20 protein-coding genes, 1 tRNA gene and 1 riboswitch are annotated in these 20,789 nt (G+C 70.6%); of the genes, 3 read left to right on the top strand and 18 right to left on the bottom strand.

Annotation, left to right across the window (positions count from 1 at the left end; genetic code table 11):
- Positions 1–20: 20 nt before the first annotated feature.
- The 14 genes from scpB to FMM06_RS00040 form a co-directional block, all read right to left on the bottom strand.
- Positions 21–575: an SMC-Scp complex subunit ScpB gene (gene scpB, locus FMM06_RS00105; protein ID WP_143554202.1), complete on the bottom strand. Its 555-nt coding sequence runs from the start codon at positions 573–575 to the stop codon at positions 21–23.
- Positions 572–1,348, bottom strand: a complete 777-nt coding sequence (locus tag FMM06_RS00100) for a segregation and condensation protein A (protein ID WP_143554201.1) — start codon at positions 1,346–1,348, stop codon at positions 572–574. The genes scpB and FMM06_RS00100 overlap by 4 nt, the downstream gene beginning before the upstream one ends.
- 57 nt (positions 1,349–1,405) lie before the next feature.
- Entirely contained in the window at positions 1,406–2,431 is a 1,026-nt protein-coding gene (gene nagZ / locus FMM06_RS00095) for a beta-N-acetylhexosaminidase (protein ID WP_143554200.1), read from the bottom strand.
- Positions 2,428–3,300 (bottom strand): SPOR domain-containing protein, encoded by an 873-nt coding sequence (locus FMM06_RS00090; RefSeq protein WP_143554199.1) that lies wholly within the window; start codon positions 3,298–3,300, stop codon positions 2,428–2,430. Before FMM06_RS00090 ends, nagZ begins: the two co-directional genes overlap by 4 nt.
- Entirely contained in the window at positions 3,300–5,024 is a 1,725-nt protein-coding gene (gene argS, locus FMM06_RS00085) for an arginine--tRNA ligase (RefSeq protein ID WP_143554198.1), read from the bottom strand. Before argS ends, FMM06_RS00090 begins: the two co-directional genes overlap by 1 nt.
- 84 nt (positions 5,025–5,108) lie before the next feature.
- A complete protein-coding gene (locus FMM06_RS00080; protein ID WP_143554197.1) occupies positions 5,109–5,453 on the bottom strand; it encodes a DUF2442 domain-containing protein in 345 nt (114 codons plus the stop codon).
- Positions 5,454–5,544: 91 nt separating this feature from the next.
- On the bottom strand, positions 5,545–5,658 hold the full coding sequence (locus tag FMM06_RS17035) for a DUF4160 domain-containing protein (RefSeq protein ID WP_235889192.1): 114 nt from the start codon (positions 5,656–5,658) through the stop codon (positions 5,545–5,547).
- A 49-nt stretch (positions 5,659–5,707) separates the two neighbouring features.
- On the bottom strand, positions 5,708–6,958 hold the full coding sequence (clpX, locus tag FMM06_RS00070) for an ATP-dependent Clp protease ATP-binding subunit ClpX (protein WP_143554196.1): 1,251 nt from the start codon (positions 6,956–6,958) through the stop codon (positions 5,708–5,710).
- A 119-nt stretch (positions 6,959–7,077) separates the two neighbouring features.
- Entirely contained in the window at positions 7,078–7,719 is a 642-nt protein-coding gene (gene clpP / locus FMM06_RS00065) for an ATP-dependent Clp endopeptidase proteolytic subunit ClpP (RefSeq protein WP_143554195.1), read from the bottom strand.
- An 82-nt stretch (positions 7,720–7,801) separates the two neighbouring features.
- Positions 7,802–9,382, bottom strand: coding sequence for a trigger factor (gene tig, locus FMM06_RS00060; protein WP_143554194.1), 1,581 nt, complete (start codon positions 9,380–9,382; stop codon positions 7,802–7,804).
- A gap of 33 nt (positions 9,383–9,415) precedes the next feature.
- Positions 9,416–9,500 (bottom strand) — tRNA-Leu (locus FMM06_RS00055).
- 56 nt (positions 9,501–9,556) lie between these two features.
- Positions 9,557–9,661 (bottom strand): DUF2474 family protein, encoded by a 105-nt coding sequence (locus tag FMM06_RS00050; RefSeq protein ID WP_235888968.1) that lies wholly within the window; start codon positions 9,659–9,661, stop codon positions 9,557–9,559.
- 4 nt (positions 9,662–9,665) lie between these two features.
- Positions 9,666–10,676: a cytochrome d ubiquinol oxidase subunit II gene (cydB, locus tag FMM06_RS00045; protein ID WP_143554192.1), complete on the bottom strand. Its 1,011-nt coding sequence runs from the start codon at positions 10,674–10,676 to the stop codon at positions 9,666–9,668.
- A gap of 1 nt (position 10,677) precedes the next feature.
- On the bottom strand, positions 10,678–12,111 hold the full coding sequence (locus FMM06_RS00040; protein ID WP_143554191.1) for a cytochrome ubiquinol oxidase subunit I: 1,434 nt from the start codon (positions 12,109–12,111) through the stop codon (positions 10,678–10,680).
- 81 nt (positions 12,112–12,192) lie between these two features.
- Here FMM06_RS00040 and FMM06_RS00035 point away from each other — a divergent pair, with 81 nt between their 5' ends.
- Positions 12,193–13,827 carry a formate--tetrahydrofolate ligase gene (locus FMM06_RS00035; protein ID WP_143554190.1) on the top strand — a complete coding sequence of 545 codons (1,635 nt, stop codon included), beginning with the start codon at positions 12,193–12,195 and terminating at the stop codon, positions 13,825–13,827.
- On the opposite strand, the gene FMM06_RS00030 is transcribed toward FMM06_RS00035, so the two are convergent.
- The 4 genes from FMM06_RS00030 to FMM06_RS00015 all read right to left on the bottom strand — a co-directional run bounded on the left by FMM06_RS00030 (position 13,824) and on the right by FMM06_RS00015 (position 18,256).
- Positions 13,824–14,579, bottom strand: coding sequence for an ABC transporter ATP-binding protein (locus FMM06_RS00030; protein ID WP_143554189.1), 756 nt, complete (start codon positions 14,577–14,579; stop codon positions 13,824–13,826). The two genes, FMM06_RS00035 and FMM06_RS00030, sit on opposite strands and share 4 nt — an antisense overlap.
- Entirely contained in the window at positions 14,576–15,490 is a 915-nt protein-coding gene (locus tag FMM06_RS00025) for a FecCD family ABC transporter permease (RefSeq protein ID WP_144237000.1), read from the bottom strand. The genes FMM06_RS00030 and FMM06_RS00025 overlap by 4 nt, the downstream gene beginning before the upstream one ends.
- Before the next feature lie 91 nt (positions 15,491–15,581).
- Positions 15,582–16,388, bottom strand: coding sequence for an ABC transporter substrate-binding protein (locus tag FMM06_RS00020; RefSeq protein ID WP_143554188.1), 807 nt, complete (start codon positions 16,386–16,388; stop codon positions 15,582–15,584).
- Entirely contained in the window at positions 16,385–18,256 is a 1,872-nt protein-coding gene (locus FMM06_RS00015; RefSeq protein WP_144236999.1) for a TonB-dependent receptor plug domain-containing protein, read from the bottom strand. Before FMM06_RS00015 ends, FMM06_RS00020 begins: the two co-directional genes overlap by 4 nt.
- 105 nt (positions 18,257–18,361) lie before the next feature.
- Positions 18,362–18,564: riboswitch (cobalamin riboswitch) on the bottom strand.
- 89 nt (positions 18,565–18,653) lie between these two features.
- Between FMM06_RS00015 and FMM06_RS00010 the strand changes: the two genes are divergently transcribed.
- Positions 18,654–20,435 carry a tetratricopeptide repeat protein gene (locus FMM06_RS00010; RefSeq protein WP_143554187.1) on the top strand — a complete coding sequence of 594 codons (1,782 nt, stop codon included), beginning with the start codon at positions 18,654–18,656 and terminating at the stop codon, positions 20,433–20,435.
- 69 nt (positions 20,436–20,504) lie between these two features.
- On the top strand, positions 20,505–20,771 hold the full coding sequence (locus FMM06_RS00005) for a hypothetical protein (RefSeq protein WP_185964976.1): 267 nt from the start codon (positions 20,505–20,507) through the stop codon (positions 20,769–20,771).
- Positions 20,772–20,789 lie beyond the last annotated feature (18 nt).

The raw sequence follows: 20,789 nt of genomic DNA, 5'->3' as shown, positions 1-20,789 counted from the left end.
AGGAAGTGGACCCGACCGACCTAGCCGTCGCCCGCGCCGCTGTCATCCCCGGGCGCGATGTCGGCCTCCAGCAGCCCCGCCGCCTTGAGGTCGGCGAGGCCCGGCAGATCGCGGCGGTTCTGCAGCCCGAAGTGCACAAGGAACTCGCGCGTCGTCGCGTACTGCAGCGGCCGCCCCGGCGACTCGCGGCGCCCGGCGGGGCGCACCCAGCCCGCGGCGAGCAGCACGTCGATGGTGCCCGCCGACACCGCGACGCCGCGAATGCCCTCGATCTCGGGGCGCGTCACGGGCTCGTGATAGGCGATGATCGCCAGCGTCTCGACCGCTGCCTTCGACAGTTTCGCGGGCCGCTCGCGCGCCGGCTGGACGACGTGCGCGAGGTCGGGGGCGGTCTGGAACAGCCATGCGCCGCCACGCTCGACGAGCACGATGCCGCGCGTCGCATAGCTGGCAGCGAGGTCGGCGAGCAGCGCCGGCACGTCGGCACCCTCGGGCAGGTAGCGCGCGATCTCGGTCACGGTAAGCGGCGTCGCGGACGCGAACAGCAGCGCCTCGAGCTCGCGGTCGAGGCTCATCGCGCGCGCACCAGCAGGGGGCCGAAGGCGTCGCCCTGGCTCAGCTCGGCACGCCCCTGCCGCGTCAGTTCGAGGGTCGCGACGAAGGTGCTGGCGAGCGCCGAGCGGCGATACTCCTCGTCGCCCGCATGCTCCTCGGCTTCCGGCAGGAAGCGCGCCAGCTCGGTCCAGTCGAGCGCGGTGCCGAGCAGCATTTCGAGCCGCTCGATCGCCTCGTCGAGCGCCAGTACGGCGCGCCGCGCAATGCGGTAGACGCCCTGCGCCGTCCGCGCGCGGATCGCGCCATAGGCGCTCAGCAGGTCGAACAGCGAGCAGTCGTGGCGGATGCGGACCAGCGGGCGCAGCCCCTCGGGCGCGGCGCGGCGGAACACGTCGCGGTCGCCGAGGTCGCGCGCCATCAGCCGCGCGCCCGCGTCACGCATCGCGTCGAGCCGCTGCAGCCGCCACGCGAGGCGCGCCGCGAGGTCGTGCGGATCGGGATCGGCAGCCGGGTCGGCGGGCAGCAGCAGGCACGACTTCAGATACGCCAGCCACGCCGCCATCACGAGATAGTCGGCAGCGAGTTCGAGACGCAGCGCCTTCGCGTCCGCCACGAACGCCAGATACTGGTCGACGAGCGACAGGATCGACAGCTGCGCGAGGTCGACCTTCTGCGCCCGAGCGAGCGCCAGCAGCACGTCGAGCGGCCCCTCCCACGCGCCGAGGTCGAGGTGAAGGACTTCCCCATCCCCTTTAGGGGAGGGGGCCGGGGGGTGGGGACGATCGGCGTTCACGGCCAGCCCCGCCACCCCGCCTGCGGCGTCTCTCGCTCCTCCCCTGAAGGGGAGGGGTTAGGCAAGCGCCAGCAAGGCATCGCGGTTGGCGACGAGGTCGGCGATCTCGCGGGGGTCGGGGGTCGCGGCCCACGCCATCGCGGCATCGAGGCGGCGCGTGGCTTGCGTTGTCATCACCGGCCCCGCCTCGACGATCGCGCGCATCTCGGCGAAGTCGCCGGAGCAGTGGAGCGCGATGTCGCAACCGGCGGCAAGGCTGTCGAGCGCGCGGGCGCCGAAGTCGTTGGTGCCGTTGCTGCCCGAAGCGCCGTGCCCGAGTGCCTGCATGCCGAGGTCGTCGGACATCAACAGCCCGTCGAAGCCGATGTCGCTGCGGATCAGGTCGATGACCACCGGTGACATGGTCGCGCACCGCGCGGCGTCGAGCGCGGTGTAGACGACGTGCGCGGTCATCGCCATCGGCGCATCGTTCAGGTCGCGGAACGGTGCGAAGTCTGTCTCCAGTTCCTCGCGCGACGCGTCGACGACGGGCAGGTCGAGGTGGCTGTCGACCATCGCGCGGCCGTGGCCGGGGATATGCTTGATCACCCCGCAGACGCCGCGCGCGCGCAGGCCGTCGAGCGTCGCCTTGCCGAGTGCCGCGATCCACTGCGGGTCGGCGGCATAGGCGCGGTCGCCGATGATGCCGTGCGCTCCGGGCTGCGGGACGTCGAGCAGCGGCAGGCAGTCGACGTTGACCCCGACGCCGCGCAGCGTCAGCGCGATCGCCTCGGCATTCAGCCGTGCCGCCTGGATCGCCGAGATCGGCGCGCGGTCGTACAGCGCACCGAATGCAGCCGCGGCGGGGAACACCGGCCAGTGCGGCGGCCCGAGCCGCGCAACGCGCCCGCCCTCCTGGTCGATCAGGATCGGCACGTTGCGGCCTGCCAGATCGCGCAAGGCATCGGTCAGCGCGAGCAGTTGGCCCGGATCGACGCAGTTGCGCTTGAAGACGATGTACCCGGCCGGGTCGGCGGCGGCGAACAGCGCGCGCTCGTCGTCGGTCAGCACCGGACCGCTCATTCCGAGGAACAGCGGCGTCATGGCGCGACCAGACAGTCTTCGCCCGCGACCTTCAGGCGCGCGCACAGGTCGGCGGCCTTGGCGGCGTCGGTGACGCCGGTGGCGCGCAGCCTATACAGCGTCTTGCCGTCACGCTCGACCTTGCCGACCGCCTTGCTCAGGCCGCCGAGGTAGGTGAAGCGCTTGGTCAGGTCCTTCCACGCGGTGTCGGCGGCGGCGCTCGACGAGAAGGCGCCGAGTTGGAGCGCGGCACTGCCGGTCGACGGCTTGGCCGGAGGCGTGCCGGCGACGGGCGCAACGGGCTTGGGCAGCGGCTTCAGCGGCGCAGGCTTGGCGACCGGCACCGGTGGCGGAGCAGCAGGTGTCCGCACGGGCGGAATGGCGACCTGCGCCGAGGCTCCTGCGGCGGGCGCCACGGTGCCGCGCGCGGGCGGAATCGCGACCTGCGCCGACGCGCCCTCGGCGGGGAGCAGGTCCTCGGGCTGGGCGGCCGCCGTGCCGGGACGCGGCATCGGATCCTCGGGCAACGCGCCTGGGTCGAGCGCGCCGCCGACGTCGGCACCCTCGCCGGCCGCGTACATCGTGTCGCCGGCGCCGTCGATCTGCATGCCGCCGGGATCGGCCGGGCGGACCTTATACGGGCCGGGGTCGGCGGGGATCAGCGGCACGTCCTCGGCATTCACCGCGACCTCGCCCGAGCTGCCGCCCTCGCGCTGGCCCGAGGTGATCGCCCAGACGCCGCCGATGATCAGCGCCAGCAGCGCCGCGAACAGCGCGATGCCGCCGATCAGCTTGCGCTGCGACACCGAGGTCGAAGCCGGGCGCTCCTCCTCGACTTCGGCGAGCCACGGCACATCGTCGTCGTCGTAATCGTCATCGCGGCGCGCCATCAGTGCAGCTCCTCGGCGGGCTCGACCCCCATCACCGCGAGGCCGCTGGCGATAACGTGCCCGACCCCGCGTGCCAGCGCCAGTCGTGCCGCGGTCAGCGCGGCATTGTCCTCGATGACCAGCCGCCGCGACGCATCGTCGTTGCCGCGGTTCCACAGCGAATGGAACGCCGCCGCGAGGTCGCCGAGGTAGAAGGCGATGCGGTGCGGCTCGCGCGTCGCCGCCGCCGCCTCGACGATCCGCGGCCATTGCGCCGCAAAGCGCACCAGCCCCAGTTCCTCGGCATCGAGCAGGGTCAGGTCGGGCTCGGGCAAAACCATGCCCGCTGTCGCCGCGCGCCGCTCGACCGAGCGGATGCGCGCATGGGCGTACTGGACGTAGAAGACCGGATTGTCGCGCGACTGCTCGACGACCTTGGCGAAGTCGAAATCGAGCTGACTGTCGGACTTCTTGGTCAGCATGATGAAGCGCACGACGTCCTTGCCGACCTCGCGCACGACGTCGGCGAGCGTCACGAACGATCCCGACCGCTTCGACATCTTGACCGGCTCGCCGGAACGGAACAACCGAACCATCTGGACGATCTTGACGTCGAGGTTGACGCTGCCGCCGCTCAGCGCCTTGACCGCCGCCTGCATGCGCTTGACGTAGCCGCCGTGGTCCGCGCCGAACAGGTCGACCAGATCGACGAAGCCGCGCCGCAGCTTGTTGTAGTGGTACGCGACGTCGCCCGCGAAATAGGTCCAGCTGCCGTCGGACTTCTTGAGCGCGCGGTCGCTGTCGTCGCCGAAATCGCTGGCGCGGAACAGCGTCTGCGGGCGCGGCTCCCAATCGTCATGACCTTCGCCCTTGGGGGCCTCGAGGACGCCCTCGTAGATCAGCTCCTTCGCGGCCAGATCGTCGAGCGCCGCCTGCACCGCGTCGCCCAGCGAGCTTTCGGCGAAGAACACGTCCTGCCGGATGCCGAGCAGTGCGAGATCGGCGCGGATCAGCTCCATCATCAACGCGACGGTGCGCGTGCGGAACAGAACCAGCCACTCGGTCTCGGGGGCCGCGACGTAGGTGTCACCAAACTCGGCCGCCAGCGCCTGGCCGACGGGGACCAGATAGTCGCCCGGATACAGGCCCTCGGGGATCTCGATGGTCGCCCCAAGCGCCTCGCGGTAGCGCAGGTGCGCCGACCGCGCGAGCGTATCGACCTGCCCGCCCGCGTCGTTGATGTAATATTCGCGCGTCACCGCGAAGCCCGCGAACGCCATCAGGCTGGCGAGCGCATCGCCGACCACGGCGCCCCGGCAATGCCCCATGTGCATCGGGCCCGTCGGGTTCGCCGAGACATATTCGACATTGACCGGCCGCCCCGCGCCCATCGTCGAGCGCCCGTACTCGGTCTTCGCGGTCAGGATGGCGCGCAGCTCGTCCTGCCACTCGCCGGCGCGCAGCCGCAGGTTGAGAAACCCCGGCCCCGCGACCTCGGCCGTCTCGACCTCAGGCAGCCGAGCGAGCTTCTGCGCCAGCGCCATGGCGATATCGCGGGGTTTCATGCCCGCAGGCTTGGCCAGCACCATCGCGGCATTGGTCGACAGGTCGCCGTGCGTCGGGTCCCGCGGCGGCTCGACGGTCACGGCCGACGTGTCGAGCCCCGGCGGCAGATCGCCTGCCGCGACGAGCGCGGCGAGGGCATCGGCGATGTGAAGGGCGTAGCGGTGATAGAGCGAGGTCAAATCAGGTCCTGGGCTGTCGTCGGCAAGCCCGCGCGACGTTGCCGCTTCATAGCGCCGGCAATCGCCGCAGGCGAGTGGCCACCGCTACTCCGCTGCAACGGCGAGGTTCAACTGGTCCATCCAGGCGCGCGTACCGAATCGGCCCTCAAGCAGGCCGCGTACCGAGAAGTCGGTGTCGAGGCGCTCCCAGTGCAGCCCGAAACCGGCGCCCGCGACTTCGACCTCGGCAAGATCGGCCGCACTGGCGTCCCGAAGGCCCTGCGCCAGCCGCGGCGGAAATGCGAAGCTGGTACCGTTGACGAGATCAATGACGATGCGGTCCGCCGCAGCATCATAGCGAGCGGCGCGGGCGCGGGGCTCGGTCGCCAGCATTGCCTCGCCACGTGCCGTCGCGGCGTCGATCTGGGCGTCGGACCAATGCGCGGTCATTCTCCGCTCCCGTGTATCGCCTGCCATGTAGCCAGAAAGTTTGCCTGCTCGTCCCGGATGACATCCATCGCGCGGCGGCGCTGGGCTGTCTTCATCGCGATAGCATAGACAAGTTCGGGCAGGCCGTCAGACCCCGGATGACGACCTTCAATTCGCCGTCCCCACTGACATGGACGTGCGGCGGTTCGTGATCGTCGGTGTAGATTTCAAACCGCAGCCCGTGGGCGCGATGGATGGGTGACCATCGCGCCGCGTTAGGCCGCCTTTTCCTTCAGCGGGACGCGCACCGGCTCCTTGATACCGGCGACGACATCCTTGTCGACGATGACCTCCTCGACATTCTCGAGGCCGGGCAGGTCGAACATCGTGTCGAGCAGGATCGACTCCATGATCGAGCGCAGGCCGCGCGCGCCGGTCTTGCGTTCGATGGCGCGCTTGGCGATCGCCGACAGCGCGTCGATCTCGAAGCTCAGCTTGACGCCTTCCATCTCGAACAGGCGGCCGTACTGCTTCGACAGCGCATTCTTGGGCTCGGTCAGGATCTTGATCAGCGCGGGCTCGTCGAGGTCCTCGAGCGTCGCGATCACCGGCAGACGGCCGATGAACTCGGGGATCAGGCCGAAGCGCAGCAGGTCCTCGGGCTCGCACTGACGCAGCATCGCGCCGGTGCGGCGCTCGTCGGGGCCGGCGACATGCGCGCCGAAACCGATCGACTTGCCCTGCAGACGGTCGCCGATGATCTTCTCGAGACCGTTGAAGGCACCGCCGCAGATGAACAGGATGTTCGTCGTGTCGACCTGCAGGAACTCCTGCTGCGGATGCTTGCGCCCGCCCTGCGGCGGCACGGAGGCGGTGGTGCCCTCCATGATCTTGAGGAGCGCCTGCTGGACGCCCTCACCCGACACGTCGCGGGTGATCGAGGGGTTGTCGGCCTTGCGGCTGATCTTGTCGATCTCGTCGATGTAGACGATGCCGCGCTGCGCCCGCTCGACGTTATAGTCGGACGCCTGGAGCAGCTTGAGGATGATGTTCTCGACATCCTCGCCGACATATCCGGCCTCGGTCAGCGTCGTCGCGTCGGCCATCGTGAACGGCACGTCGAGCAGGCGCGCCATCGTCTGGGCGAGCAGGGTCTTGCCGCAGCCGGTCGGGCCGACGAGCAGGATGTTCGACTTCGCCAGCTCGACCTCGGCGCCCTTGGCACCGTGGTTCAGCCGCTTGTAGTGGTTGTGCACCGCGACCGCGAGCACGCGCTTGGCGTGTGCCTGGCCGATGACATAGTCGTCGAGGTGCTTGGCAATCTCACGCGGGGTCGGCACGCCGTCCTTGGTCTTGACCAAAGCCGTCTTGGTTTCCTCGCGGATGATGTCGTTGCACAGCTCGACGCACTCGTCGCAGATGAACACCGTCGGGCCCGCGATCAGCTTGCGGACCTCGTGCTGGCTCTTCCCGCAGAACGAGCAGTAGAGCGTGTTCTTCGAGTCCCCGCCACTCAACTTGGTCATGGGTTTCCTCTCCGGCCGCCAGACAGTCTAGCGGCACACGGCACACGGCGGCAAGCCGCGTATCCGTCACAATAACGCAATAAGCACCGTCATGGGTTAACGGCGCATGAGATAGTCGATTACGCCGCCCGCAGGCCGCCCTCTTCCAAGGGCGCCGGACGCTTGTCGTGGATCGCGTCGATCAGGCCGAAAGCCATCGCTTCCTCGGCCGACATGAACTTGTCGCGGTCCATCGCGCGCTCGATCGTGTCGAGCTCCTGACCGGTATGCTTGGCGTAGAGCTCGTTCAGCGCATGCCGGACACGCAGGATCTCGCGCGCCTGGATCTCGATGTCGGCAGCCATGCCCTGGCTGCCGCCCGACGGCTGATGGATCATGATGCGCGCATTCTTCAGCGCGACTCGCATCCCCGGCTCACCGGCGGCGAGCAGGAAGCTGCCCATCGACGACGCCTGACCGACGCAGACCGTGCCGACCTTGGGGCGGATGTATTGCATCGTGTCGTAGATCGCCATGCCGGCGGTGATCACGCCGCCCGGAGAGTTAATGTACATCGCGATGTCCTTCTTCGGATTCTCCGATTCGAGGAACAACAGCTGCGCGACGATCAGCGAGGCCATGTTGTCCTCGACCTGGCCGGTGACGAAGACGATGCGCTCGCGCAGCAGGCGCGAGAAGATGTCGAAGCTACGCTCGCCGCGGTTCGATTGCTCGATGACCATGGGGACGAGCATGGCGCTGGGGTCGTTCTGGAAGGGCATGAAGGCTCCGCTGGGCTGAACCGACAACATCGGCGCGAACGGGCCTGCGTTCAAGCCCCCCGCCCGCGCCGCCCGCTCGCGGTCACGCAGCGGGGTCGGCGGCCTTCTTCGTGCGCTTGGGCTTCACCGCGGCGACGGGCTCGTCGCTGAGCGTCGCCTCGGGGCTGGCAGGGCCGGCATCGGCGAGCTGCGGCTCGGCCGCGGTCTCGACCTTGGGCTTCTTGGCGCGCGGTGCCTTGGCGGGCTTGGCGGCGACGGCGGGCGCCTCGTGCGCGTGATCATGGCCGTGGTCGTGATCGTGATTGCAGTCGGGACCATGGACGTGGCCGGGTGTCTCGTCGTCGCTCTCGATCTCGGCGGTCAGCGCCTCGCGCGTCACGTTGCGCTCGGTGATCGTCGCCTTGCCGATCAGGTAATCGACGACCTTGTCCTCGTAGAGCGGCGCGCGCAGCTGGGCGGCCGCTATCGCATTCTCCTGGAAATACTTGACGACCTGCTGCTGCTCGTTGGGGTAGCGGCTGGCCTCCTGCGCGATCAGGCGGTTCATCTCGGCCTGGGTGACGACGACGCCGCCCTGCTGGCCGATCTCCGACAGCAGCAGGCCCAGGCGCACGCGACGTTCGGCGATGCGGCGGTAATCGCCGCGCTCGGTCTCGATGCGCGCCATCGCCTCGTCCTTGTCGGCCTCGTGGCTCGCTTCGTGCTCGAGCTGCTGCCAGATCTGCTCGAACTCGGCGTCGACCATCGACTGCGGCACCGCGAAGTCGTGGTTGGCGGCCAGCGTGTCGAGCAGCTTGCGCTTCATGTGGGTGCGCGTCAGCCCCTCGAGCTCGCTGGTCAGCTGATCCTTCAGGATCTCCTTCAGCCCGTCGAGGCTGTCGAGGCCCAGCGACTTGGCGAACTCGTCGTCGAGCGCGCCTTCGGCGGCGGTCTGCACCTCGTTGACGGTGACCGCGAACTCGGCGGCCTTACCCTTGAGGGTCGCGACGTTGTAATCCTCGGGGAAGGTCACCTTGACGGTGCGCTCGTCGCCCGCCTTGGCGCCGATCAGCTGCTCCTCGAAACCGGGGATGAGCTGGCCCGCACCGAGCACGATGCGCTGGCCGAGGCCCTTGCCGCCGTCGAATTCCTTGCCGTTCACCGAGCCGACGAAGTCGACCAGCACCGCGTCGCCATCGGCGGCGGCATGGTCGGCGGGGGCGGCCTCGAACTGCTTCTGCTGGTCGCGCAGGCGGTTCAGCGCGGAGTTCAGCTCCTCGTCCGACGGCTCGACGATCAGCTTCTCGAGCGTCAGGCCCTCGATGTTCGGCGTCTCGATCGTCGGCAGGACTTCGAGCGCGACGTTGAAGTCGATGTCGTCGTTGACCGCACCGTCGCTGGTCAGGTCGACCTGCGGCTGCATCGCGGGGCGCAGGTTATGCTCGCTGAGGAGCTGCTGGACGCTCTCGTTGACCGCGGCCTGGACAGCCTCGCCGCGCAGCGCCTGGCCGTGCATCTTCTTGACGAGGTTGAGCGGCACCTTGCCGGGGCGGAAGCCGGGCATCTTGACCTGCTTCGCGACCTCGACCGCCTTGGCGTCGATCTTGGCGGTCAGCGCGGCGGCCGGGATGTGCACGCTATACTCGCGGCGAAGGCCCTCGTTCAACGTCTCGGCAATGCGCATCTGGCAACTCGTCTGGTTTTGGGAGCGACGGTGTGGTGCGGGCGAAGGGACTCGAACCCCCACATCTTTCGATACTGGTACCTAAAACCAGCGCGTCTACCAATTCCGCCACGCCCGCAGGGGTGAAGAGCGGCGGTCAATAGCCAAGCCGCGCGGTGAGGGCAAGGCGCGCGGTCAGAGCAGCCACAGCCGGATCAGCCAGCCGACCGCGCCCAGTGCCGCGACGCTCGCCGCCCAGATGCCGACGAACCACGCGAGTTGGCGCGCCTTCAATGCCAAAGCCTCAATGATAGCCCTCGTGGCCGACCTTGCCGCGGAACACCCAGTAGGCATAGGCCGAGTAGGCGATGATGACCGGCACCATCACCGCGGTGCCGACCAGCATGAACATCTGGCTCTTGGCGGGGGCCGCGGCCTGCCAGATCGTGATCTCGCCGGGGACGAGATAGGGGAACATGCTGACCCCCAGCCCGATGAAGCTGAGCAGGAACAGCGCCAGCGCAAGGAGGAACGGCGCGAGCTCCGCCCGCTTGGAAAGCGCGCGGAAGAAGCCCAGCGCCGCGGCACCCGCGAGCAGCGGGATCGGCGACAGGACATAGATGCCGGGCGCGCTGAACCAGCGCTTGTAGTACTCGGCCTCGAGGAAGGGCGTCGCGAGGCTGACCGCGACGACCGCCACCGAGGTGCCGATGCCGAACAGCCAGGCGAGGCGGTACGCACGGTCCTGCAGCTCGTTTTCGGTGCGATAGATCAGCCAGCACGCGCCGAGCAGGCCGTAGCCGATGACCACCGACGCGCCGCACAACAGGCTGAAGGGCGACAGCCACTCCCACCACAGGCCCGAATAGCTGCGCCCCTCGACCGAGATGCCCTGCAGCACCGCGCCGAGCACGACCCCTTGCGTGAAAGCCGCGACGACCGAGCCCGCGAAGAAGGCGAAATCCCAGATCGGCTGGCGGGTCGTCCGCCAGCGGAATTCGAACGCGACGCCGCGGAACACCAGCCCGAGCAGCATCGCGATCAGCGGCACGTACACCGCCGGCAGGATGATCGCGTACGCCAGCGGGAACGCCGCCATCAGCCCGCCGCCGCCGAGGATCAGCCAGGTCTCGTTGCCGTCCCACACCGGCGCGACCGAGTTCATCGTCGCGTCGCGCTGCTGCCCCGGATCGAGCAGCGGGAACAGGATGCCGATACCGAGGTCGAAGCCGTCCATCACGACGTAGGCGAACACTGCGAACGCCAGGATGCCCGCCCAGATCACCGTCAGGTCGAAGTCGAAACCGAGGCCCATGCTATTCGGCCGGATGCGCGACGGCGTCGGGGTTCTGCCCCGGTGCCGGCGTGATGCCCGCGGTGCGCGTCGGCCCGCCCTGCGGCACGCCGGTCTCGCCGGGATGCGGGGCATGGCCCATCAGCTTGACGATGAACCAGGTGCCGACGCCGAAGACGACGAAATAGACGAGCACGAAGGCGGTCAGCGACGCCGCCACCGCCGGCGCACCGACCGGCGACACCGAATCGGCGGTCCGCATCAGGCCGTAGACGGTATAGGGCTGGCGGCCGACCTCGGTCGTCACCCAGCCGCACAGCACCGCGACGAAGCCGCTCGGCCCCATCGCCAGCGCGGCGCGGTGCAGCCACGGCCAGTCGAACAATTTGCCGCGCAGCCGCGCGAGCAGGCTCCACGCGCCCAGCCCCAGCATCAGCACGCCGATGCCGACCATGACGCGGAAGGTCCAGAACACGATCTCGACCGGCGGCCACTCGGTGCGCGGGAAGGCGTCGAGCCCTTCGAGCGGGGCGTCCATGTCGCCCTTCAGCACCCATGATCCGAGCTTCGGGATCTCGACCGCATGGCGCACGACCCCCGCCTCGCTGTCGGGAATGCCGAACAGGGTCAGCGGCGCACCGTCGGGGTAGGATTTGTAATTGCCCTCCATCGCGGCGATCTTGGCGGGCTGGTACGCGAGCGTATTCTCGCCCTGCGCGTGCCCCGCGACGATCTGCAGCGGCGCGACGAGCGCGGCCATCCACATCGCCATCGAGAACATGACGCGCGCGCCTTCGGTATTGTGCTCGGGGTCGCGCCGGCCTTTCAGCAGGTGCCACGCCGCGACGCCGCCGACGACCAGCGCGGTGGTCAGGTACGCCCCAAGCACGGTGTGGACGAGGCGGTAGGGCATCGACGGGTTGAAGATGATCGTCCACCAGTCGAGCGGCACGAACTGCCCGACCTCGTTAAAGGCATGGCCCTGCGGCGTGTGCATCCAGCTGTTGACGACGATGATCCAGAACGCCGAGATCGCCGTGCCGACCGCCACCGCACACGTCGCGGCGAAGTGCAGCTTCTTGCCGACGCGCTGCATGCCGAACAGCATGACGCCCAGGAACCCGGCCTCCAGGAAGAAGGCGGTCAGCACCTCGTAGGCCATCAGCGGGCCGATCACCGGGCCGGCCTTGTCGCTGAACACCGACCAGTTGGTGCCGAACTGGTACGACATGACGATGCCCGACACGACGCCCATCGCAAAGGCGATCGCGAAGATCTTCAGCCAGTATTTGAACAGGTTGAGATAGACGTCGCGCCCCGTCCACAGCCACAGCCCCTCCAGCACCGCGAGGAACGACGCCAGCCCGATCGAAAAGGCCGGGAAGATGAAGTGAAACGAGATGGTGAACGCGAACTGCGCGCGGGCGAGGTCGAGCGCGGAGATGCCTTCGAACATGGTGGCGCGCATAGCACAGTGCGGCCGCGCACCCTTGTCCAAAGTTGTCGCGCCCGGCGGCATCGTGCATCACCTCCGCCCATGTCGATCGATCTCGAAATCGCGCGCGCCGCGACGCTGCGGCCCATTGCCGATATCGCCGCCGAAGCGGGCATTCCGGCCGCCGGCCTCGACCATTACGGCCACCACATCGCCAAGCTGACGCGGCCCTATCTCGACAGCCTCGCAAGCCGCCCCGCGGGCCGCCTGATCCTCGTCACCGCGATCAACCCGACCGCGGCGGGCGAGGGCAAGACGACGACCACCATCGGGCTGGGCGACGCGCTCAACCGCATCGGGCGGCGCGCGGTCATCGCGCTGCGCGAGCCGTCGCTGGGCCCGGTGTTCGGGCGCAAGGGCGGCGCGACCGGCGGCGGCCATGCGCAGGTCGTGCCGATGGAGCGCATCAACCTGCACTTCACCGGCGATTTCCACGCGATCACCAGCGCCCACAACCTGCTGAGCGCGATGATCGACAACCAGCTCTACTGGGGCGGCAGCGCGCTCGACCCGCGCAAGGTGACGTGGCGGCGCGTCCTCGACATGAACGATCGTGCGCTGCGCCGGGTCGTGCTGGGCCTCGCCGACGGCCCGGCGCGCGAGACGGGGTTCGACATCACGGTGGCGAGCGAGGTCATGGCGGTGCTGTGCCTCGCCGCCGACCCCGCCGACCTGATCGCGCGCCTGTCGCGCATCGTCGTCGGGCGGACGGCGGACAACGCGCCGGTGACCGCGGGCGACCTGCATGCCGCGGGCGCGATGGCGGCGCTGCTCGCCGATGCGATCCAGCCCAACCTCGTCCAGACGCTGGGCGGCTCGCCTGCGCTGATCCACGGCGGGCCTTTCGCCAATATCGCGCACGGCTGCAATTCGGTGATCGCGACGCGCGCCGCGCTCGCGCTCGGCGAGTTCGCGGTGACCGAAGCCGGGTTCGGCGCCGACCTCGGGGCGGAGAAATTCCTCAACATCAAGTGCCGGTCGAGCGGGCTGGCACCGTCGTGCGCCGTCGTCGTCGCGACGGTGCGCGCGCTCAAGCTCCAGGGCGGCGACGCGCTCGACCCGCTGGCGGCGGGGTTCGCCAACCTCGCGCGCCATGTCGAGAACCTGCAGCGGTTCGGGCTGCCGGTGGTCGTCGCGATCAACGCCTTCACGGGCGACACCGCCGACGAGCATCGCTCGCTGATCGACGCCTGCGCCGCGATGGGGGTCGAGGCGCACATCTGCACGCACTGGGCCGACGGCGGCGCGGGGGCGGAGGGGCTGGCGCGCGCGGTGGCTGCGGCGGCAGACGCGCACGATGCGCCGCTCAGCCTGACCTACGCCGACGACCTGCCGCTCGCCGACAAGATCCGCGCCGTCGCGCGCACGATCTACCGCGCCGCCGATGTCGCGTTCAGCGCGGGCGCGACGCGTGACCTCGCGCGCTTCGAGGCCGAGGGGCACGGGCGCCTGCCCGTTTGCATGGCGAAGACGCCGTACAGCTTCACGGCCGACGAGAAACTCCACGGCGCGCCCTCGGGCTTCGTGCTGCCGGTGGACAGCGTGCGGCTGGCGGCGGGTGCGGGGTTCGTCGTCGCGCTGTGCGGCAGCGTCAACACCATGCCCGGTCTTCCGCGCGTGCCCGCCGCGGCGCGCATTTCGCTGGGCGCGGACGGGCGGATCGAGGGGCTGTCCTAGGCCGCCGACAGGCCGGTGATCGTGCGGACGCCGTCGACCTCGCCGAAGTGCGCGACGACGCCGAAGGCCGCGCGCAGCGTCTCGGGGGTCAGCACGTCGCCGACCGCCCCCGCTGCGATCACGCGGCCGCCGTCGAGGATCACCGCATCGTCGGCGAAGCGCGCCGCCAGCCCGAGGTCGTGGAGCACGACGATCACCCCCGCGCCCGCCGCCGCGGCGTCGCGCAGCCGCGCGCACATCGCTAGCGCGTGCGCGGGGTCGAGGCTGGCGAGGGGTTCGTCCGCCAGCAGCCAGTCGGGCTGACCGGCCAGCACGCGCGCAAGCAGCACCCGCCCGCGCTCGCCGCCCGACAGCGTGCCGACGACGCGGGTGGCGAGGTGCGCGGTATCGGTGGCGAGGAGCGCGGCATCGACCGCCGCCTGGCCGGTGGCGGTGCGCTCGTCGCGGTGCGCGAAGCGGCCGAGACCGACGAGGCTGCGCACGTCGATGTCCCAGTGAACCTCGGCGGTTTGCGGCAGCAGGCCGATGCGGCGCGCGCGGTCGCGGAGCGGCAGGCTCGCGACCGCCTCGCCGTCGAGCGTCGCCGTCCCCGCGTCGGGCGTGCGCAGCCCCGCCAGAACGCCGAGCAGGGTCGACTTGCCCGCCCCGTTCGGCCCGAGCAGCGCGGTGACGCGGCCGCGCGCGAAGCTCGCGTCGACCCCGTCCAGCACGCGCGTGCCGCCGAGGCTCAGCGTGACGCCCGCCGCCCTCATGCCAGCGTCCGGCGCAGGCGGAGCAGCAGCCACAGGAAGAATGGCCCGCCGCACAGCGCCATCGCGATGCCCAGCCGCAGCTCGCCGACGGTCGGCGCGGCACGGACCAGCGCGTCGGCCACGACGAGCAGCAGCGCGCCGCCGATCGCCGAGGGCAGCAGCGTCGCCGACGGCCGCCCGCCGACGAGGCCCCGCACCAGATGCGGCACGATCAGCCCGACGAAGCCGATGACCCCGGCGGCCGCGACGCTCGCCCCGACGCACAGTCCGACGCCGATGACGACCTGCGCGCGCAAACGATGCTCGTCGAGGCCGAGCGAGCGGGCCGCGGTCTCCCCCAGCGTCAGCGCATCGAGGCCGCGCGCCGCGGTCGCCAGCACGGCTGCGCCGGCCGCGGTCAGCGGCAGCGCGAGCTTCACGTCGTCCCAGCTGCGGTCGGACAGCGCGCCCATCAGCCACAGCACGATCTCCGACGCGGCGAACGGCGTCGGCGCGAGGCTGATCGCGAGCGCGGTCAGCGACGCCGCGATGCTCGACACCATGACGCCCGCCAGCGTGAACAGCACGAGGCTCGGCGACCGCCCGCTGAGCAAGGCCAGCAGTGCCATGGTGACGCCCGCGCCGATCAGCGCGAACACGGGCAGCAAAGTCGCCGACGCCATGCCGAAGAACAGCGCGCACACCGCCCCGAGCGCGGCGCCCGCCGACACGCCGAACAGGCCGGGATCGGCGAGCGGATTGCGCAGATAGCCCTGCATCGCCGCCCCCGACACGCCCAGCCCCGCGCCGATGATCGCGGCGAGCAGGATGCGGGGCGCGCGCAGCTCGGCGACGATCGCGAAGCGCGGATCGCCAAAGTCCCACGCCGCGGCGGGCAGCCAGATCTTGCCCGCCATCAGGGCGAGCAGCATCGCGGCGACGAGGGCGACGGCGAGAAGGAGGTTGAGGCGCCCCTCCCCGTGGGGAGGGGCGAGAGACGGCGCAGCCGGCCCGGGGGTGGGTCTAATCACGCGCCGCGCCTGTGGCAGGGAGCGATGCCCGCGCAGCACGCAGCACCGCCAGCGCCTCGGGGATCGCCGGGCCGCCGCACCACAGCAGGCGTGGGGCAAAAGCCTTCACCGCGACGCGGGTGCGCAGGTCGCGCAGCACCGGGTGGCCGAGCAGCCGGTCGGTCGCACCCGGCGTCGTGAACAGCACGCGCGGCGGACGGGCGACGAGATACTCGAGCCCCAGCACGTCCCATTGCGACAGGCCGAGGGTCGCGCTGAAATTGCTGAACCCCGCATGGCGCAGCAGGTCGTCGGCAAGCGTCCCTGCGCCGGGTACCATGCCGCCCCCCTGCCAGATCAGCGCCGGGACAGGCGCGGCGGTAACCGGTGTCAGCGCCGCCTCGATGTCCCGCGCCAGCGTCTCGCCTCGGGCGGGCTGCCCGGCGACCGTCGCGATGCTGCGGACCTGTGCGACGCTCTCGGCGATGCTTGTCGGCACCGGATATTTGACCAGCCGGATGCCGAGGCGGGCCAGCACGCTCGACGTCGCGGGGTCGACGTGGCCGCCCGCGATGACGATGTCGGGGGCGAGTGCGACGATCTGATCGGTCGCCGAGGTCGAGGGGAAGCGCCGCGCCACGCCAAGCGGAATCGAGGTGGCGCGGGGGTCGTGCGAATAATGGCTGATCGCCGCGATCTGCCGTGCATCGGCGACGCGCACCAGCACGGCATCGATGCACGGGTTGATCGACACGATACGGGGCGCCCGCGCCGCCACCGGCGACGCGAGCAGCAGCGCGAGGGCCGCGACCCGGATCAATAGCGCAGCCGGACGCCCGCATGGGCACTGCGGCCCGGCGTGCCATAGCCGAAGGCGGTCGCGTAATTCGCGTCTAAGGCGTTCTCGACGCGGCCATACACCTCGATGTTCGCGGTCACCGGAAACGCCGCGCGGATGTCCGCCAGGACATACGACTCGAGCCGCCGCGTGTTGGCGGCGTTGTCGAAGCTGTCGCCAACGTGGCTGAGCGTCGCGCCCGTCGTCAGGCCGAACGGCCAGACATAATCGAGGGTGACATTGGCGCTGTGTGCCGGGCGACGTGCCAGGCGGCGCCCGAAGTTGGCGCTGCCGGGGCTGCGGTTCTCGGCCTTCAGGTAGGTGTAGTTCGCCCCCAGCCGCAGCGCATCGACGGGCCGTGCCGCGAGCCCGACCTCGACCCCGCGCGAGCGGGCGCGGGCGACGTTGTCGTAGGTGCCGAACGGCCGGCCGACGCAGATCGGCGACGCGACGCCGAAGCACGACACGAAGTCGATCAGGTCGCGCGAGCGCCGGTCGAACCAGGTCGCCGACGCCTCCAGCCGCCCGTCGAGCGCGCTTTGCGTAACGCCCGCATCCCAGCCGCGGGCACGTTCGGGGGCGAGCGTCGCGTTGCCGTATTCGCCGACGAGCTGGTACAAAGTCGGCGCCTTGAAGCCCTCGCTGTAGCTGGCGCGCAGCGTCGTCGTGGCGATCGTCCAGACCGCGCTCCCCGCCACCGTCGTCGCGCCGCCGAAGCGGTCATGATCGTCGTGTCGGATGCCCGCGGTCGCGGTCAGGCCGGCGACGGGCGTCACGCCGATCTGGCCGTAGACGCTGTCGATGCGCGCGCGGTCGCGGTCGGGGGTGCCGAAGCTCAATGTCCGCAGCTTCGAGGTCTCGCGCTCGGCCCCGAAGGTCGCGGTGGCGACGCCCAGGTCGGCGACGCCCTGGTATTCGAAGCGCTCGTTGCGACCGACGCTGCTGAACGTCTCGCGGGTAAAGCCGTCGGGGTCGAAATTGTCGCGGTCGGTGTCGGTGTAGGCGAAGCCCAGGCGGTTCTTCAGCCTGCCGCCGAACAGCGCGATGTTGGCGCCGGCATAGCCGACGATCTCCTCGACCCGCCCGTATTCGCGCGTGTCGCCGAACGCGAAGGTCGGCGGTGCGAACCCGTCGAAATCGGCGCGACCGTTGGAATAGTAGCCGCGCAGGTCGAGGCTGATCGCGTCGCTGAACGTCGCCACGACTTTCGCATTGGCGCCGTAGTTGCGGTACCCATCGCGCTCCGCACCCTTGTCGAACGCCGAGAAGCCGTCGGTGCGGTAGTACCCTGCACCGCCGCTGATCGCCAGCGGACCCGCGGTGCCGCTGACGTTCGCCACCGCCTGTGCGGTGTCGCGCCCGCCGTACTCGGCGCGGGCGTTGATGATCAGGTCGGCGCTCGGCGGGATGGTGATCAGGTTCACGACGCCGCCGATCGCCTGGCTGCCCCACAGCACCGACGAGGGGCCGCGCAGCACCTCGATGCGGTCGATATTGCCGGTCAGCAGATTGCCGAAGTCGAACCCGCCGCCGGGCGAGGCGGGGTTGTTGAGCTTGACCCCGTCGATCAGCGCGACGGTCTGGTCGCTCTCGGCACCGCGGATGAACACCGACGCGACGCCCCCCGGCGGGCCGTTGCGCGCGACGGTGACGCCGGGCGTGGTGCGCAACAGGTCGGCGACGACCTGCGTCTGGCGGGTGCGGATCTCGACGCTGTCGAGGACGGTGACCGACTGGCCGACGCGCGACAGCGGCTCGGGCGAGCGGGTCGCGGTGACGACGATGGTCTCGGCGGAGGAATCGGAAACGGGAACGGCGGCCGCAACTGTGGCGGCGGCGAGCAATAGCATGGGCACGGGGCAGACTCCTGACGACAACCGGGCGGTCAGGCCCGGTCTTGCTTGTCGCCACGCGAGGGTGCTCCCCCGATCACGCGCAAGTACCCCGTGCGCACGAAGGGCCGACCGCGCCGGGCAGGTCTCCTGGCTCCCGGGTCAGCACGGACCGCTCCGCCTTCCCGGGCCGGAACCCAGTGGCATGTGGAGCGACCGCTCGCCGGTCACAGTTGCGGGGGCAGCCCCGGATTACGGCCCTTGCGAGGCCGCTTCCGGGTTCCCTTTTCATCCCGTTGCCGGGAACCTGACGCGAGCGCGGTCTTACGGCTGGCACGGCGGCGGGGCAAGGGGTGCTGGACCGGGGCGCGTCCGCGTGCAAGATCGCCCATAGGGCGACGGAGGGACACGGGGCGTGCAGTTGCTGGGGGAGTTCAGGCGGCGGGGGGTGTTGCGCGTCGCCGCGACCTATCTCGTCGTCGCCTGGCTCGTGCTGGAGGTCGGCGGCCTGCTGACCAACATCCTCGAGCTGCCGTCGGCGACGATGAAGGTGCTGCTCGGCGCGCTGGTGCTGGGCTTTCCGCTGGCACTCGGCGGGGCGTGGTACTTCCGGATGACCGCGTCGGGCCTGTCGGCGCACGACATCGCGCTGCCCGATACCGCCGCGGCGATTCCGGGCGGGCACGACGGCGGCACCGCCGGGCGCTTCGATCCGCTGCCGATCATCGTCGGCGTGCTGACGCTGGGTGCGCTGATCGTCCTGGTCTTCACCCGCCTCACCGGCGAGCCCGCAAAGCCGCCCGCGCCGACCATCGCCGCCCCCGCCGCGGCGCCGCCCAACAGCATCGCGGTGCTGCCCTTCGACAATCTGAGCGGCGATCCCGGCCAGGCGTTCTTCTCCGACGGCATGGCCGAGGAGCTGCGCGGCGCGCTGTCGGGGGTCGGCGGGCTCAGGGTTGCGGCGCGCACCTCGTCGAACGCGTTTCGTGCTTCGACCGAAGGGGTCGGCGCAGTGGCGAAAAAGCTGGGCGTTGCGCACGTGCTCGACGGCAGCGTCCGCCGCTCGGGGAACGTCGTCCGCGTCTCGGCGCAGCTGATCGACGCACGCACGGGGTACGAACAATGGTCGCAGACCTATGACCGCGAGGTCAGCGACGTCTTCGCAATCCAGACCGAGATCGCGCGCACCGTCACCGACGCGTTGAAGATCCGCCTGCTGCCGCGCGAGGCGCAGCGGCTGGCCGAAGGCGCGACCGGATCGATCGAGGCGCACGACGCATACCTGCGCGGCCGCCAGCTGTTCGACCTGTCGGGGGACGAGGCGACCTACCGCGCCGCGCTCGCGCAGTTCGACACCGCGATCGCCGCCGATCCGCGCTATGCCGCCGCGCACGCCGCGCGCGCCCGCACGCTGACGACGATCGCGTCGCAGTTCCTGACCCTCGACGCCGTGCCGCCGGTCAGCGCCGCCGCCCTCGCCGCCGCCGACCGCGCCGTCGCGCTCGCCCCCGGGCTGGCGGAGGCGCAGTCGGCGCTGGCGTATGTCCGCCAGTCGCGCCTCGACCTGCGCGGCGCGCGCGAGGCGTACGAGCGCAGCATCGCGGCGGGCGGCGGCGATGCCGACATCCTGATCCGCTACGGCACCTTCAACGTCCGCGCCGGCGACATGGCGAAGGGCATCGCGGCGCTGGAAAAGGCCGTCGCGCTCGACCGCTTCAACCCGCGCGCGTGGAAGTTCCTGGGCCTCGGCCTTTACAATGCGCGGCGCTATGCCGAGGCGCTGCCGCGCCAGCGCGAGGCGCTGCGCCTGTCGCCCGCGCTGCAGTCGGGCCACGCGGTGATCGGCGACACGCTGCTGATGATGGGCGACGCGAAGGCCGCCCGCGCCGAATATGTGGTCGAGCCGCAGGGCTGGGCGCGGCTGACCGGCCTGGCGATCGTCGAGCGCCGCCTGGGCAACGCCGCCGCCGCCGACGCGGCTTTCCGCCAACTGGTGGCCGAGAACGGCGATAGCGCGATCTACCAGCAGGCGCAGGTGCGCGCGCAATGGGGTGACCGCGCGGGCGCGCTGGCGGCGCTGGAGCGGGCGCGCGCGGTGCGCGATCCGGGACTGTATTACGCCCGCCACGACCCGCTGCTGGACCCCGTGCGCAAGTCGCCGCGCTTCGCCGCGCTGCTCGCGTCGCTGTCCGCCTAGGCGGGCGCGTAACGGCGTGATAGCGTCGGCGTCAGGCGCTTCGTGGGGGAGCGTCGGGAGCCCAGAACCATGTCGATCAAGACCATCCTGTTCGTTTCCGCCGCCGGCCTCGCGCTGACCGCCTGCGGCCGGCCCGCCGCCGAGCCGACCGCCACGACGCCCGCGACGACGACCGAAGCGATGACGACCGAGACCCCCGTCACGCCGCCCGCCGAAGCTGCGGCAACCGAGGCGGCAACCGCCGAAGCCTCGGCGCCTCCGGCCACCGAGACCACCGAGCCCGCCGCCGACCCGGCCGCCGACTCCGCCGGCGCGCGCAAGAGCATCGACAACTAGCCCTTGCTGCCCCTCCCT

This window comes from Glacieibacterium frigidum (genome assembly GCF_007097155.1).
Lineage (GTDB): Bacteria > Pseudomonadota > Alphaproteobacteria > Sphingomonadales > Sphingomonadaceae > Glacieibacterium > Glacieibacterium frigidum.
Note: the sequence above shows the minus strand (reverse complement) of the source record. Positions and strands in the feature narration are given on the sequence as shown.